Annotated in this window: 18 protein-coding genes; 8 read left to right on the top strand and 10 right to left on the bottom strand. The window is 70.0% G+C overall.

Features of this window, described 5'->3' with window-relative positions:
• Nucleotides 1–6: 6 nt before the first annotated feature.
• The gene (locus V2S05_RS07770) at nt 7–354 is read right to left on the bottom strand and encodes an ArsR/SmtB family transcription factor (RefSeq protein WP_099195296.1); all 348 of its coding nucleotides are present in this window, start codon (nt 352–354) and stop codon (nt 7–9) included.
• A 288-nt stretch (nt 355–642) separates the two neighbouring features.
• Here V2S05_RS07770 and V2S05_RS07765 point away from each other — a divergent pair, with 288 nt between their 5' ends.
• Nucleotides 643–1,050, top strand: coding sequence for an arsenate reductase ArsC (locus V2S05_RS07765; protein ID WP_271639450.1), 408 nt, complete (start codon nt 643–645; stop codon nt 1,048–1,050).
• A 22-nt stretch (nt 1,051–1,072) separates the two neighbouring features.
• Here the strand turns inward: V2S05_RS07765 and V2S05_RS07760 are convergent, their stop codons facing one another.
• The 6 genes from V2S05_RS07760 to V2S05_RS07735 all read right to left on the bottom strand — a co-directional run bounded on the left by V2S05_RS07760 (nt 1,073) and on the right by V2S05_RS07735 (nt 5,135).
• Complete coding sequence (locus V2S05_RS07760; protein ID WP_413634617.1) at nt 1,073–2,371, bottom strand: M18 family aminopeptidase; 1,299 nt, start codon at nt 2,369–2,371, stop codon at nt 1,073–1,075.
• A 47-nt stretch (nt 2,372–2,418) separates the two neighbouring features.
• Nucleotides 2,419–3,159, bottom strand: coding sequence for a YidC/Oxa1 family membrane protein insertase (locus V2S05_RS07755; protein WP_413634616.1), 741 nt, complete (start codon nt 3,157–3,159; stop codon nt 2,419–2,421).
• Nucleotides 3,160–3,231: 72 nt separating this feature from the next.
• Nucleotides 3,232–3,516 (bottom strand): DUF6412 domain-containing protein, encoded by a 285-nt coding sequence (locus V2S05_RS07750; RefSeq protein ID WP_413634615.1) that lies wholly within the window; start codon nt 3,514–3,516, stop codon nt 3,232–3,234.
• A gap of 99 nt (nt 3,517–3,615) precedes the next feature.
• A complete protein-coding gene (locus tag V2S05_RS07745) occupies nt 3,616–4,173 on the bottom strand; it encodes an FHA domain-containing protein (protein WP_413634614.1) in 558 nt (185 codons plus the stop codon).
• A 61-nt stretch (nt 4,174–4,234) separates the two neighbouring features.
• Nucleotides 4,235–4,648 carry a CBS domain-containing protein gene (locus V2S05_RS07740; RefSeq protein WP_271639455.1) on the bottom strand — a complete coding sequence of 138 codons (414 nt, stop codon included), beginning with the start codon at nt 4,646–4,648 and terminating at the stop codon, nt 4,235–4,237.
• A gap of 181 nt (nt 4,649–4,829) precedes the next feature.
• Nucleotides 4,830–5,135: a hypothetical protein gene (locus V2S05_RS07735; protein WP_413634613.1), complete on the bottom strand. Its 306-nt coding sequence runs from the start codon at nt 5,133–5,135 to the stop codon at nt 4,830–4,832.
• Between the two features lie 69 nt (nt 5,136–5,204).
• Between V2S05_RS07735 and V2S05_RS07730 the strand changes: the two genes are divergently transcribed.
• Nucleotides 5,205–5,528, top strand: coding sequence for an ATP-dependent DNA ligase (locus V2S05_RS07730; RefSeq protein ID WP_101188419.1), 324 nt, complete (start codon nt 5,205–5,207; stop codon nt 5,526–5,528).
• Nucleotides 5,529–5,627: 99 nt separating this feature from the next.
• Nucleotides 5,628–6,587 carry a TIGR03885 family FMN-dependent LLM class oxidoreductase gene (locus tag V2S05_RS07725; protein WP_413634612.1) on the top strand — a complete coding sequence of 320 codons (960 nt, stop codon included), beginning with the start codon at nt 5,628–5,630 and terminating at the stop codon, nt 6,585–6,587.
• Between the two features lie 122 nt (nt 6,588–6,709).
• Here the strand turns inward: V2S05_RS07725 and V2S05_RS07720 are convergent, their stop codons facing one another.
• Nucleotides 6,710–6,958, bottom strand: coding sequence for a hypothetical protein (locus V2S05_RS07720; RefSeq protein ID WP_413634611.1), 249 nt, complete (start codon nt 6,956–6,958; stop codon nt 6,710–6,712).
• Nucleotides 6,959–7,164: 206 nt separating this feature from the next.
• On the opposite strand from V2S05_RS07720, the gene V2S05_RS07715 reads away from it, so the two are divergent.
• The 3 genes from V2S05_RS07715 to V2S05_RS07705 are packed head-to-tail and all read left to right on the top strand — an operon-like array spanning nt 7,165 to nt 9,448.
• On the top strand, nt 7,165–8,049 hold the full coding sequence (locus V2S05_RS07715; RefSeq protein ID WP_413634610.1) for an SDR family oxidoreductase: 885 nt from the start codon (nt 7,165–7,167) through the stop codon (nt 8,047–8,049).
• Nucleotides 8,046–8,354, top strand: coding sequence for a hypothetical protein (locus tag V2S05_RS07710; RefSeq protein WP_271639459.1), 309 nt, complete (start codon nt 8,046–8,048; stop codon nt 8,352–8,354). Before V2S05_RS07715 ends, V2S05_RS07710 begins: the two co-directional genes overlap by 4 nt.
• 53 nt (nt 8,355–8,407) lie before the next feature.
• Entirely contained in the window at nt 8,408–9,448 is a 1,041-nt protein-coding gene (locus V2S05_RS07705) for an NAD(P)H-dependent flavin oxidoreductase (RefSeq protein WP_413634609.1), read from the top strand.
• 26 nt (nt 9,449–9,474) lie between these two features.
• Here V2S05_RS07705 and purU read toward each other — a convergent pair whose 3' ends face one another.
• Nucleotides 9,475–10,326 carry a formyltetrahydrofolate deformylase gene (gene purU / locus V2S05_RS07700; protein WP_413634608.1) on the bottom strand — a complete coding sequence of 284 codons (852 nt, stop codon included), beginning with the start codon at nt 10,324–10,326 and terminating at the stop codon, nt 9,475–9,477.
• Between the two features lie 75 nt (nt 10,327–10,401).
• Here purU and V2S05_RS07695 point away from each other — a divergent pair, with 75 nt between their 5' ends.
• The gene (locus V2S05_RS07695; protein ID WP_413634607.1) at nt 10,402–10,863 is read left to right on the top strand and encodes a glutaminase; all 462 of its coding nucleotides are present in this window, start codon (nt 10,402–10,404) and stop codon (nt 10,861–10,863) included.
• 45 nt (nt 10,864–10,908) lie between these two features.
• Here V2S05_RS07695 and V2S05_RS07690 read toward each other — a convergent pair whose 3' ends face one another.
• On the bottom strand, nt 10,909–11,625 hold the full coding sequence (locus tag V2S05_RS07690; protein WP_413634606.1) for a glutamine amidotransferase-related protein: 717 nt from the start codon (nt 11,623–11,625) through the stop codon (nt 10,909–10,911).
• A 99-nt stretch (nt 11,626–11,724) separates the two neighbouring features.
• Here V2S05_RS07690 and V2S05_RS07685 point away from each other — a divergent pair, with 99 nt between their 5' ends.
• Nucleotides 11,725–14,295, top strand: coding sequence for an ATP-dependent Clp protease ATP-binding subunit (locus V2S05_RS07685; RefSeq protein ID WP_413634605.1), 2,571 nt, complete (start codon nt 11,725–11,727; stop codon nt 14,293–14,295).
• Nucleotides 14,296–14,313: the final 18 nt, after the last annotated feature.

Genomic DNA, 14,313 nt, shown 5'->3' with positions numbered 1-14,313 from the left:
CGGGGTTCAGCGGCCGAGCAGCTGCGTGACGGCGTCGATGGCTCCGTCGGCGAGCCGGAAGTACGCCCAGGTGCCCCGCTTCTCGCGCTCGAGGAATCCCGCCGAGACGAGCACCCGGAGATGGTGGGAGACCGTCGGCTGACTCAGGCCGAGAGGCTCGGTCAGATCGCACACGCACGCCTCGCCGTCGGCGTGGGCGGCGATCATCGAGATCAGGCGGAGGCGGGCGGGGTCGGCGAGAGCCTTGAGCGAGGAGGCCAGTGATTCTGCGTTCTCGACCGAGATCGGCACGCGGGTGAGCGGCGCGCAGCAGGAGCGGAGGTCGCGCAGCGGGATCAGCTCTGAGGTGGGCACGAATCGATTGTGATCTACATATTGACGAACGTCAATATCTGCGCGACCATCGTCACACACACATTGATGAGCATCGATGAATGGAGGTGCGAGATGGACGACTGCTGCGAGATCCTCGATGACGGAACCTGCGTCGCGGGGTGCTGCTGACGAGCTCTGTCGATGCGTCGCCGCGGGCCTGCCGTCCCGGTGGGTCTGCGGCGACGGTCACGTAGGCTGGCCCCGCAATCCGCAATCCGCAATCCGCAATCCGCAACCCGCAACCCGCGACCGCTCACAGGAGCTCCTATGCCAGACAGCTCGACCAAGCCCTCCGTCCTCTTCGTCTGCGTGCACAACGCGGGGCGGTCGCAGATGGCCGCGGGGTTCCTGCGCGACATCGCCGGCGATCGCATAGAGGTGCGCTCCGCCGGATCCATGCCGGCGGATCAGATCAATCCGATCGCCGTCGAGGCGATGGGAGAACTCGGGATCGACATCACGGGCGAGCAGCCCAAAGTGCTCACGACAGAGGCCGTGCAGGCGTCTGACGTCGTGATCACGATGGGCTGCGGCGACGCCTGCCCGTTCTTCCCCGGCAAGCGCTACGAGGACTGGAAGCTCGACGACCCGGCCGGTCAGGGTATCGACGCGGTGCGTCCGATCCGCGACGAGATCCGCTCGCGCATCGAGAAGCTGATCGGGGAGCTTCTCTGAACGCCGGCGGCGTTCTTCGGCCTCAGCCGGCGAAGAACGCGCGCGCCACGCGCGACAGGTCGTAGAGGTCGCTCACGCCGGCGAGCTCGCGGGCGGAGTGCATCGACAGGATCGGGATGCCCACATCGATCGTCCTGATGCCGAGCCGGGTCGCCGTGATCGGGCCGATCGTCGATCCGCAGGGAACGGCGTTGTTCGACACGAACTCCTGCGAGTGCACGCCGGCCGTCTCGCACCATGCCGCCCACGCGGCGGCGCCCACCGCGTCTGTGGCGTAGCGCTGGTTCGCGTTGATCTTCAGGATCGGGCCCGAGCCGAGCACCGGCTGCACGATCGGGTCATGCCGGTGCGCGTAGTTCGGGTGCACGGAATGGCCGACATCGCTCGACAGATGCCACGACGCGGCGAACGCGCGACGCTGCTCGGTGGCATCCGCCCCGAGCGAGGCGTACATGCGCATGAGCACGTCCTCGAGGAAGGGGCCCGCAGCGCCCGAGCGCGACTGCGAGCCGAGCTCCTCGTGGTCGAAGGCGGCGAGCACGGGGATCACACTCTGCGGCCAGGGGTCGGTCGACGCGGACGTCGCTTCGATCAGCGCGACCACTCCCGCGTGCACCGAGGCGAGGTCGTCCAGGCGGCCCGACGCGAAGAACGCGCCGTCCTTGCCGAAGACGGCACCCCGCGCGGCATCCGCGACGACGGCGTCGAACCCGCGGATGTCGGCCGCATCGACACCCGCGGAGGCCGCGAGCTCGGCGAGGATGTCGGCCGATTCGGCGTCGCCGAGGCCCCACACCGGCTGCGTGCCGGTCTGCTTGTCGAGCGCGAGACCGTCGTTCACGCCGCGGTCGAGGTGGATCGCGAGCTGCGGCAGGCGAAGCAGTGGGCCGGTCGCGGCCAGCACGACGCCACCGTCGGCGAGTGCGAGGCGCCCGGCGAGGCGCAGCTCGCGGTCGAGCCACGAGTTCAGCAGCGGTCCGCCGTACACCTCGACCGCGGCCTGCAGCCATCCGCGCGACCCGGTGGTCGGCTTCGGCTTGAGCTTGAAGCCGGGGGAGTCGGTGTGCGCGCCGAGCACGTTCACGGGCGTCGTGGGCACGGCATCCGCTGGCACGGCCCACGCGATCGCTGCGCCGTCGCGAACGACGACGAAGCGTCCGCCGGCCTGAGTCGGCCATTCCGCGGTCTCGTCGAGTCGCGTGAATCCGGCCTCCTCTAGTCGTCGGGCGACCTCTTCGGCGGCGTGGTAGCTCGACGGCGAGGCGGCGACGAAGTCGGCGAGATCGGCGGCATGCGTGTGGGCGGCGGAGACAGCGGGCATGGGGACGAGCCTAACCGGCCGCGCCGACGAGAGGCGCGGGCTGTCCGTCACGCGACGGGCAGCGGGTATCTTCGTCGCAGCAGCCACCGCTGTGCGAGCGTCCAGGTCACGGTGACGACGAGGTACAGGGCCGCGGCGAGCGGCACGAAGACCGCGAAGACCGCGGTGAGGTAGTGCATCGCGTTCATCATGCCGAGCATGGCTGGACTTGCCAGCGGCCCCTCGGTCGGCACCTGCGGCCGGAAGACCCGGCGGGTGATGTCGGCCACGATCACGATCACCGTCAGCACCACCGCCCACACGATGGCCGTCCGCGCATCCAGGCCCGCTCCGGCCGCCGCGACCAGCGAGCTGCCGAGAGGGGCTCCGAGCAGGTCGTGCGCGAGCAGATCGTTCGGTTGCCCGGCGATCTCGGGGCGCAGGAACAGGGTGTACAGCACCCCGACGACCGCCGCCTGCACGACCAGCGGCAGGCATCCGGCCAGCGGCGACGCCTGCTCGTCGCGGTACAGAGCCATCGTCTCGCGCTGCAGTCGGTCGCGGTCGCGGCCGTGACGTTGATGCAGAGAGCGCAGACGGGGAGCGAGGCGAGCGCGCATCTGCTCGGCTCTGGCCTGGGAGACGCCGACGGGGATGAGGGCGGCGCGCACCCCGACGGTGACCAGGATCACCGCCAGCGCGGCCGAGGCGGAACCACCGACGGGTTCCAGAGCGGTCGAGAGCGAGAGCAGCGCGGAGTATGCGGCGTCGAGAAGAAGGGTCAGCGGAGGAAGGGCGAAGATGTCCATGAACGTCCGTTCGCAGAGGGGGTGGATGTCGGCCGGAGGCCACGCGATCCACTCCTCGAAGGCGAGGACGGATCAGGTGGCGGGCACGACCCCCGGCGCTCGCGGACGCGGATGACCGTCGGCATCCGGATCGCTCTGCGCGAGCAGCACGGACGCGGCGATGGCGCGTCGCGGGTGCGATGTCGGTCGGACGCCGAACCTCGGCGTGAGCAGCGCGAGCGCGACCGCGAGCACGGTGGCGGCCACGAGGATCGCGGCGATGCCGAGCATCCCGCCGGCCGTCAGCCCTTCGGGGAGGGGAACAGCGCCGAGTGCTGCGAGCAGCGTTCGCAGCAGCATCCCGATCGCGTCGATCATCGCCCCTCCTTCCCGGCCGACGCTACCACTCGCCCCGGACGCGCACATGAGAAGGGCGAGGGGATCGTCGTCCCCTCGCCCTTCGCACCCTCCGGGGCTTCAGCCGTCCTTGACCTCGAGATCGCCGTGCTGTCCGTCGTCCTCGGCGCCGGCGTAGTCGGGACGGGCCGGCTGCGGCGGCTGGTCGTCGAGTTCGCCGCCCTCGCGGCCGCCGAACGGACGACCGTGGTCGGCGAACTCCTCGCGGCCGAAGACGAGGATCCAGTCCGCGACGGTGAATCGCGCACCCGTGCGGAGGATCTCGCTGCGGTCTCCAGCCACACCGTCGGCTGGATTGGCGTTCATCAGCCCGTCGCCGTGCAGGGTCAGCACGTACTCGTCGCGCTCGTCGTGAATGATCGTCGCGTGAACCGGGTCGGCGCCGGCGATGACGAGCGCGCATTCCGCGCCCGACCCGATCGTGGTGCGCTCTTCGGTCAGCTCCAGACGACTGCGATCGCCGTCCGGACTCGTGATGCGCAGGTGCGGTTCGCCGGCACCCCACTCGGCATGGGTGGTGGTGGGCTGCTCACCGTCCGCCGTCGCGAGCTGCTCGAGCTGGTCGTCGACATCGGGTGCGCTGTGCGCGGGCGTCGAACCGGTGGTCTGATCGGTCATGGGGGCCTCCTCTGTGGGGGTGGTCGTTGAGTTCGAGCGGTGCGGATGCCGGCGCGCAGCGTCAGCGCGAGATGACTCCCACCGTCTCGCCGGTGGTCGACGGCGTGAGATGGCGGGCGACGTCGGCTTGGCTGATCATGCCGACCAGACGGTGGTCCTCCAGCACCGGGATGCGGCGGATCCGATGCTCGCGCATCAGCGCGAGCGCACGATCGATGTCATCGTCGGGCGAGACCATGACGGGCACCCCGGTCGCAAGGCGTCCGGCGTTCGTCGTCTCCGGATCCAGTCCCGTCGCTATCGCCTTCACGACGATGTCCCGGTCGGTGAGCATGCCCTTCAGCCGCCCGTCCTCTCCGCAGATCGGAAGGGCGCCGACGTCCAGCTCGAGCATCCGCTCTGCCGCGATCGAGAGTGCATCGTTCTCGCCGATGCACTGTGCGTTCGGTGTCATGATGTCTCGCGTGCGGGTCATCGTCCCGTCCTCTCCGCTTCGCATTCACCTGTCTCGATCACGTGCATCCGACGCTAGACAGCCGGACCTGCGGGGGTAATGGGGTTGACAGCCCGCCGCCTGCTCGTCAACCCCGTCAGATGACAGGGCTGGAGCACACCATCGCGGCGCAGGAGTCGGAGTGACGATCCGAGCAGGCTCCTCAGTCCTCGAGATCCTCGGGCAGCAGACACAGCCCGCCGCTGGTGCTGGCGGAGTTGGCCAGTGCTGCTATCCACTCCGCGCTGAGCTGAGGAGTCACCGGCTCGTCGAAGACGAACCGCAGCGGGATCGACGGGTGCAGCCAGATGGTCGAACGGCCGGTCGGGTTCACGTGCGGGTGCTGCCAGGACAGGGTGAAGGACTCGTTGCGTCGCAGCTTCGTGGCGATCACGACTTTGAGGTGAGCGAGCGCACGATCCTCTATCTCGATGGGATCCGGACTGGCGCCGTAGAAGAGCATGCCCATCTGACTAAGCTATCCCCAGGCGTTCGGCGGACGCCAGAGCAGTTCGGAACGGTTGAGAGGTGCACTTCCTTGGGAAAGTTCGTTTATGAAGGCTCGGTCAAGACCGAGATCGAGGACCGTGCCCTGACCCACCTGCAGCTCGTGATCACGGCGAAGCTGCGCCGCGGCGAGCCGTTCCCGTTCAGCTGGCGCGAAGACGCCAGCGTCGGCGGCGGGCGCACGACCGTGTGGGTGCAGCCCAGCAGCTCGCTGGTGTTCAAGTACTTCGGCAGCCGCCAGCCCGCGATCAACAGGGCGTGGATCGAGGCGCTCGCCTACACGGCCAACACCCCGACCGGCCTGCACATGGTGCCCGAGCCGCCGGACGACCCGAACGCCGGCCTCGAGGGCTGACACGAGGCATTCGCACGGCGCCGGTGGCGGGGTCAACCCCGTGCCCGAGCATCCGCGACCTGCCTAGTCTGCTGTCCTCCGACGAGAGGACCGCAGACCATGACGCGCATCGGGTTCCACGCCTCCCACGAGCAGCACGCCCCGAGCAGCCTCCTCGAAGACATCGCGCATGCCGAGCGGGTCGGGTTCGACGAGGCGATGTGCTCCGACCATCTCGCCCCATGGCTGACGGCACAGGGGCAGTCCGGTCATGCCTGGTCGTGGTTGGGGGCGGCCCTGGCGCTCACGCGCTTCCCGATCGGCGTGGTCACCGCTCCGGGGCAGCGTTACCATCCGGTCATCATCGCTCAGGCGCTTGCGACGCTTGCCGACATGTTCCCGGGGCGCGCCTGGGCGGCGCTCGGCAGCGGAGAAGCGCTCAACGAGCACATCACCGGCGATGAATGGCCGCCGAAAGAGCAGCGCGACGAGCGGCTGCTCGCCGTCGCCGACGTGATGCGGCGCCTGCTGGCCGGCGAGCGAGTCGACGAGCACGGCCCCGTGCGAGTGCATGAGGCGAAGCTCTGGTCGCTGCCCGAGACGCCGCCGCCTTTGCTGGCTGCGGGCATCAGCGTCCGAACGGCGGCCATGGTCGCGCCATGGGCGGACGGACTGATCACCGTCGGTGCCGATCCGCGGGCGACGGCGCAGACGCGAACGGCGTATCGGGATGCCGGCGGCCGGGGCGACGCGCTGCTGCAGATCCACATCAGCCTCGAGGAGACCGACGATCGGGCATTGTCCGCTGCGCGGGAGCAATGGGCGCAGGCGACGGTGGCGCCTCAGCTGATGTGGGAGCTGAGCAGCCCCGACGAGTTCGAGGCGCACGCCGATCCCACCGACGAGAAGCTGCGGGCAGCCGTGGTGGTCGGATCGGACGCCGCAGACGTCGCCGACCGGATCGCTGCCGCCGCGGTCGGGTACGACCGGGTGTTCCTGCATCAGGTCGGGCGCGATCAGCGCAGATTCCTCGACCGCTGCGAACGCGAGCTGCTGCCGCTGCTGAGGGAGCGGCTGTGATCGCGCCTGCCGTCCGCACACCCTCATCGTGTCGGTGACCGCGAACCTCGAGCCTGTCGGCGCGAGGCCCGCGGCCACCGAGCCGCTCCGCTGACGATGGTTGCCGCCTGAGGCGGTTCTCGTCAGTGCGTCGTGCCCTCGTGCACATCGCCGGAGGGGGCTTCTGTGCGCAGGTCGGTCGGCGCGTCGCCCGAGTGGAGCTGTTCGTCGCCCTCCGCCAGGTCACCCTGGCCGTCCTCACCCAGTTCGGCGTCGAGAGGGTCGTCGCCCTGGGAGTCGGGCTGCAGATCCGGCCGCCCCGCGACCGCGGCGTCTGCGGCCGGGACCTCGGTGGTGGAGTCGTCTTCCGGGTTCAGGGAGTCGCTGCTCATCATGCAGTCCTTTCGTCGTGGACGTTCAGCCTGCGTGATGCAGATGCTCGAGGCACGCCCCTTGACAGCATCCCGGCAGTCCGGCCTCGCGCGTGCGCCGGGCTTCTCGAACTGTCAACCCCCTGGCCGGACCACGCCCGCTGAGGGAGGGTGAGCAGACTGGCACAGGTGCCGGCACTCCCCATCCAACTTCAGAGAGGCGCACGATGAGCGACAACACCCCAGATCCTCGCCACCAGCACCACGATGAGAAGTTCCCCCCTCAGCAGCAGACCCAGCCGGGCCTGACGGAGGAGACCGGGCCAAAGCCCGATCACGGCGAGTCGTCGTACCAGGGTCACGATCGGCTCGCCGGGCGTCGCGCGCTCATCACCGGGGGCGACTCCGGCATCGGCAGGGCGGTCGCCATCGCGTTCGCCCGCGAGGGCGCGGACGTCGCGATCGTGCATCTGCCGGAGGAGCAGAAGGATGCCGATGACACGGTCGCGCTGATCACCGAGGCCGGACGCCAGGGTGTGAGCATCGCCGGTGACCTGCGCGAAGAGTCGTTCGCCGAGGAGGCCGTCGCCCGCGCTCGCGAGACGCTGGGCGGACTCGACATCGTGGTGCTCAACGCGGCGTACCAGCACGACATCGACGACTTCGGATCGCTGAAGACCGATGAGATGCGTCGCGTGTTCGACACGAACATCCTCGGCACGCTGTTCACCGCGCGGGCGGCGTATCCGCACCTCGAGGACGGTGCGAGCATCATCGTGACCTCCTCGATCCAGGCGTACGACCCGTCGCCTGGACTCATCGACTACGCCATGACGAAGGCCGCGCAGGTGGCTTTCGTGAAGGCGCTCGCAGCAGAGGCGGGGGAGCGCGGGATCCGCGTGAACGCCGTCGCACCGGGGCCCATCTGGACCCCGCTCATTCCGGCCACCGGCTGGGACGACACGAAGGTCGAGCAGTTCGGCAGCGACACCCCGCTGGGCAGGGCCGGCCAGCCGGCCGAGCTCGCCGGTGCGTACGTGTACCTCGCCGCAGCCGAGTCTTCGTACACCTCGGGCACGGTGCTCGCGGTGACAGGAGGTAAGGCGCTGTGACTGTCATGCTCGACGACCCCATACCAGGCACCCCGCACGGGGACTGGGAGCTCACGCCGCTCGGCCGCAACAGCTGGCGAATCTGCGACCCGGCACGACGTCACGCCGACGCGGACTGCCTGATCGCCTACGTCGACCGCTCGCCGACGGGCGTTCTCGACGTGCTGTGGCTGCGCACGCCGTGCCCGCGCACCACGCGGTTCCGCGGCTTCAAGCAGCTGTTCGAGGCGCTCGATCTGGCGGTCGCGAACGCGTCGAACCGGGCGCAGAAGCCGTCGCCGATCCCCGGACGCCCGCCGCTGTGAACCGTGCCGAAGCGCGCTGAAACACGGGACCGACGGAAGCGTAGCCTCGAAACATGAGCGATCTGCGTGAACTCCTGGGCATCCGTCATCCCGTCGTCCTCGCGCCGTTCGGGGGACTGTCATCGGTGGCGCTGACCGCCGCGGTGAGCGACGCGGGCGGTCTCGGCTCGTACGGTCTCTACGGGTACGACGGCGCCCGCATCACCGAGACCGCCGCAGCGCTGCGCGCCGCCACCTCGGCGCCGTTCGCGCTGAACATCTGGCTTCCGACGGGCGACGAGGTCGTGCCCGGCGCCGAGCACGACGGATATGCCGCCGCCCTGAGCGACTTCTTCGATGAGGTCGGCATCGCGCCGCCCGCGCGCCCCGAGCGATACCTCCCCAGCCTCGACGAGCAGCTTGACGCGATCTGGCAGGCGTGCCCGGCCGCGCTGAGCGTCGTCTTCGGCGCACCGTCGAGCGTGCTCATCGACGAGGCGCACAGCCGCGGCATCCGCGTCATCGGCACCGCCACGACGGTCGCCGAAGCCCGCGCCCTCGAGGCCGCAGGCGTCGACGCCATCGTCGCCACCGGCGCCGAGGCGGCCGGACACCGGGTGTCGTTCCTGAAGTCCGCGGAGGAGTCGCTGGTCGGACTGGTCTCACTCGTGCCGCAGGTGGCGGATGCCGTGCGCGTGCCCGTCATCGCCGCCGGCGGCATCGCCGACCGTCGCGGCGTCGCGGCGGCATTCGCGCTCGGAGCGTCGGGCGTGCAGGTCGGCACCGCCTTCCTCGCCACCGCCGAGTCCGCGGCGAACGACGCGCACCGCGCGGCGATCCGCTCGACCGCTGCTGACGAGAGCGTGCTCACCCGCGCGATGAGCGGACGGCTGTCGCGCGGGGCCACCAATCGCGTGGTGCGCGAGATCGAGGCATCCGGAGCCGTCGCTCCCTTTCCGGCCCAGAACTGGCTGACCGGGCGCTTCCGGGCGATCGCCGGTCAGCGCGGGATGGGCGAGCTGCAGTCGCTGTGGCTCGGGCAATCGGCGCCCCTGTCGCGCGGACGCACGGCGGCCGCGGTCTTCGACGAGCTGGTCGCCGGCCTGCCCGGCTGACGAACGGCGCCTCGTCCGCGCGATCGTCAGAGGATGACGGTCGAGCGCCCGTGCACGATCACGCGGTCCTCGGCATGCCACTTCACGGCGCGGGCGAGCACGAACCGCTCCACATCGGCTCCGCGCCGCTGCAGCTCCGCCGCAGACTCCGCGTGCGTGACGCGGGTGACGTCCTGCTCGATGATCGGGCCCTCGTCGAGATCGGCGGTCGCGTAGTGGGCGGTCGCGCCGATAAGCTTCACGCCGCGCTCCTTGGCGCGGGCGTAGGGATTCGCGCCGATGAACGCGGGAAGGAACGAGTGGTGGATGTTGATCACCGGCGCTCCGAGCCGCTCGATGAATCCGTCGGTGAGGATCTGCATGTAGCGGGCGAGCACGACCAGGTCGACGTTGCCCTGCAGCAGCTCGAGCTGGCGGGCCTCCATCGCGGCCTTGTCCCCGGACGGGATGTGCATGAACGGCACCCCGAAGGAGCGCACCGATTCGGCGAGGTCGGGATGGTTGGAGATCACCATGGTCACATCGATGTCGAGCTCGCCGCGCTGTGTGCGCCAGAGCAGCTCCATCAGGCAGTGGTCGTACTTCGACACGAAGATCGCCACGCGCTTGCGCTTAGCGGTGTCGTGCAGCGACCACTCCATCCCGAACCGGTCGGCGACCTCGGCGATCGACGCCTCGAGCTCCGGGCGCTTGGCAGAGAGCCCGTCGAGGTGGATGACGGTGCGCTGGAAGAACCGTCCGCCTTCCTCGTCGGTCGAGTGCTGGTCGAGCGAGATGATGTTCGCCCCGTGCGCGGCCAGCACTCCCGCGACGGCCGCGACGATCCCGGGCTTGTCGTCGCAGGCGATGAGAAGGCGTGCGGTGTCGGTGTGCGGCATGGATGCTCCTGAACTGGGGTGTCTGTCGATTCTGCCCGCATCCGGAGGGCGGCGCCGAATCGTTACCCTTGACCCATGGGGCCGACCGAGGAGCTGCTGCGCGATGCCCGCGCGCGCCTCGCCGCGGCACCGCGCGAGTCGCTGGGCCGCGAGCGCACCTCGCGGTGGCGTGCCGATCGGATCGTCCCCGCGGGTGCCGCCTGGCACCTCGGCGTGCTGCTGCTCACAGATGAAGGCGTGCTGTCGACCGCCGAGATCCTGCGCGCCGCCGAGCCCGTGCGGCGCGGCTACACGGCCGAGTCGGCGCGGGCGAGAGCAGAGCGGAGGGCGCAGGCGCGTCGAGGGGGTTTCGCCGAGGGCGAGGTCGTGCACGTCGGATGGCAGGTGCTCGACGCAGCTGCGGTCGACGCGGGCGGAGTGTCGGGCCCTCTGGCCCTGGTCGAGGGGGTGCCGAGCGTGCGGTGGTCGCCGGGTGGCCTGCTCGTGCCGCTGCAGGGCTATCTCGACGAGCGCATCGCGCTCGCCCTCGGAGCCTGACCCCCAGGCCCCACCCTGGCTCCCTGGGCCTGTCGAAGGGCGACCTCAGCCGCGCAGAAGCTCAGGGAAGCGCGCCAGCAGGTCGTGGCCGTCGACGGACGCATCGAGGATCGCGCGCTCGGTGCGCTCGTAGTCGCGCGGGTCGAAATAGCCGGATGCCCGGTACACCGCCATCCGATCGGCGAAGTCCTGGGGCGACGCCTCAGGGTGGAACTGCGTGGCGTACAGCCGCTCGCCGACCCGATACGCCTGCACGGTGCAGGCGTCGTTGGTGGCGAGCAGCACGGCTCCCGGCGGCGTCTCGCGCGCTGACTCCTTGTGCGCGGTGAAGACCGACATCGTGGGCGCGCCGGGGCCGAACAGCGGATCGCCGATGCCCGCATCGGTCAGCTGCACACTGGTCGCGCTGGCCTGCTCGGGCTGACCGGTGTGCACCTCGCCACCCAGCATCCGTGTCACGACGCCGATGCCGTAGCAAGTGAACAGCGCGGTCGCGTCGCCGTCGAGCGCACGCCGGGCGATCCGCTCGAGGTCGTGCTCCACCGCCCGCTGATACTCGTCCTTCTCGGCATCCGTCACGTTGAACGGCGATCCGCCGATGACGAAGCCCTCGTACTGCTGCCACTCCACCGTCTCGAGCGAGGCGTGCAGCAGGTCAAGGCGGTCCAGGGAGCCGAGGCCCAGTCCGCGCCGGAACGAGCGGTGCTCGGCGTCGGCCGCGCTCCGCTCCGGTCGGACGCACACGTACAGCACCGAGGACATGCGCCGAGTCTATTGGGCGATTCGGCCTGAGCCGGGAATACGGGCCGCGGGCCGATGTTGAAGTTGACAGCACTACGCTCAACTTTGAGAGGAAAGGTAATGCCCAACGACTTCAACGAAGCGGGTTCAGGATCTTTCGACGAGTTCCTGGCCCGTTATCTCGCGGGGGAGCGCAACCGGCAGGCTCGCTCGATCGACCTCGCTCGGTTCCTCACCGCGCGCACCCAGCAGGTCCTGCAGCGCGCCGGCCGTTTCGCGCTCGAGCGCGGGCAGACGGATCTCGACTCGCTGCACGTGCTGCGGGTGATCGTCGAGGACGACGCGGTGTCGCAGGCGATCCGGCACATCGGCGTCGACCCGCAGGCGATCGTGGCGGCCGTCGACGCGGGTCTGCCCGTTCCTGCCGAACGCGCGGCCCTGAGCGCCGCGACGATCACGCCGGGCGCCAGCCGTGCGCTGTTCCACTCGTACCAGGTGGCTCGTTCGTCCGGCGCGACCTACATCGACCCCGAGCACCTGTTCTTCGCGCTCGTTCTGGCGCAGGACGTGCCGGCCGGTCAGATCCTCGCCCGCGTCGGCGTCACGCCGGAGGCCCTCACGCAGGGTCTTCGCGAGTCGGTCACCGCGGGAGCCGCCACCGATGAGGGCACGGCGGAGCAGCCATCCGCCACTCCCATGCTCGACCAGTACGGGCTCGACCTCACCGCTCGCGCTCGCGCAGGCGAGCTGGACCCCGTCATCGGGCGCGCCGAAGAGATCGAGCAGGCCATCGAGATCCTCAGCCGCCGTACGAAGAACAACCCCGTGCTGATCGGCGAAGCGGGCGTCGGCAAGACGGCGATCGTCGAAGGGCTCGCTCGTGCGATCGTCGAGAACGCCGTGCCCGCCCAGCTCGCAGACCGCCGTGTCATCGCTCTCGATCTGCCGACGATGCTCTCGGGCACCCGCTACCGCGGTGACTTCGAGGAGCGCCTGACGAAGACGATGGATGAGATCGCCGCGCACAAGGGCGAGATCATCGTGTTCATCGATGAGGTGCACACCGTCGTCGGCGCCGGCGGATCGGGCGACGGCGGCATGGACGCCGGGAACATCCTCAAGCCCCGCCTCGCCCGTGGTGATCTGCACCTCGTGGGTGCAACCACGCTGAGCGAGTACCGACGCATCGAGAAGGATCCGGCGCTCGAGCGTCGTTTCCAGCCTGTGAAAGTCTCGGAGCCGTCGACCGACGACGCCGTGCTGATCCTCGAGGGCCTGCTGCCCGCCTACCAGCAGCACCACTCCGTGACGTACACCGCCGACGCCGTGCGTGCCGCCGTCGAGCTGAGTGCGCGCTATCTGCCCGACAGGGTGCTGCCCGATAAGGCCATCGACCTGATCGATCAGGCCGGCGCGCGGCTGAGGCTGCGCCTCGGCGTGGTGCCCGACGTCGAGAAGATGGTGGCCCGGCTCGACGAGCTCGAGTCGCGGAAGGACGCCGCGGTGAACGCGGAGCACTACGAGGAGGCCTCGCGCATCCGTGACGAGATCGCGGAGCTTCAGGGCCGGATCGATGCCGCGGGCGCGCCTGCGACGACTGCGCCGGCTGCCGAGGCCGTCGTCGACGAGTCGCAGATCGCCGCCGTGGTGTCGCGGGCGACGGGCATCCCCGTGAGCCGTCTCACCGAGACTGAGCGCGAGCGGCTCGGCGAGCTCGAAGCAGACCTGCACGCGCGCGTGATCGGGCAGGACGACGCGGTGGCCGCGGTGGCTCGGGCCGTGCGGCGCAGCCGCACCGGCATGGGCGACGCTCGTCGTCCCGTCGGATCGTTCCTGTTCCTCGGTCCGACCGGTGTGGGCAAGACCGAGCTGGCGAAGGCTCTCGCCGACCGCCTGTTCCCCTCGACAGGCTCAGGGCAGGCGGACACGGCGAACGTGATCCGCTTCGACATGAGCGAGTTCGGCGAGCGGCACACCGTGTCTCGCCTGGTCGGGGCCCCTCCCGGCTACGTGGGGTACGACGAGGCCGGTCAGCTCACCGAGCGGGTGCGGCGCAACCCCTACTCGATCGTGCTGTTCGATGAGATCGAGAAGGCGCACCCCGACGTGTTCAACCTGCTGCTGCAGGTGCTCGACGACGGACGCCTCACCGACGGGCAGGGCCGCACGGTCGACTTCCGCAACACGGTGATCGTGATGACCTCGAACATCGGCTCGGAGTTCCTGGCCTCGCGCTCTGGGGCCCTCGGTTTCGTGGCGTCGCAGGATGCCTCGGCGAACGGCTTCGCGTCGGCGGAGGACCTGCGGGCTCGAGTGATGGGCAGGCTGCGCGAGGCGATGCGGCCGGAGTTCCTGAATCGCATCGACGAGATCGTGCTGTTCCAGAAGCTCGGTCGCCAGGAGCTGGGCCGGATCGTCCGGCTCATGCTGCAGGCGACCTCGCAGCGCCTGTCCGCTCGCGGCGTCTCACTCGAGGTGTCGGATGCCGCTGTCGAGTGGCTGGGCGAGCACGGCTACGAGCCGGAGTACGGCGCGCGTCCGCTGCGCCGCCTCATCCAGCGTGAGGTCGACGACCGCATCGCAGACCTGTTCGTGACCGGTGAGCTCGCTGACGGCGGCGACGTGCGGGTCGAATCCGCAGGAGGCGGGCTGTCGGTCACCGCGGGCGCGGTCCACCGCGCGGCTGCCTGACGGCCGGCGGCGCTGACC

The sequence above is a fragment of the Microbacterium sp. OR16 genome, from assembly GCF_047306725.1.
GTDB lineage: Bacteria > Actinomycetota > Actinomycetes > Actinomycetales > Microbacteriaceae > Microbacterium.
The sequence above is the reverse complement of the archived record's forward strand: the minus strand, read 5'-3'. Positions and strand labels throughout refer to the sequence as shown.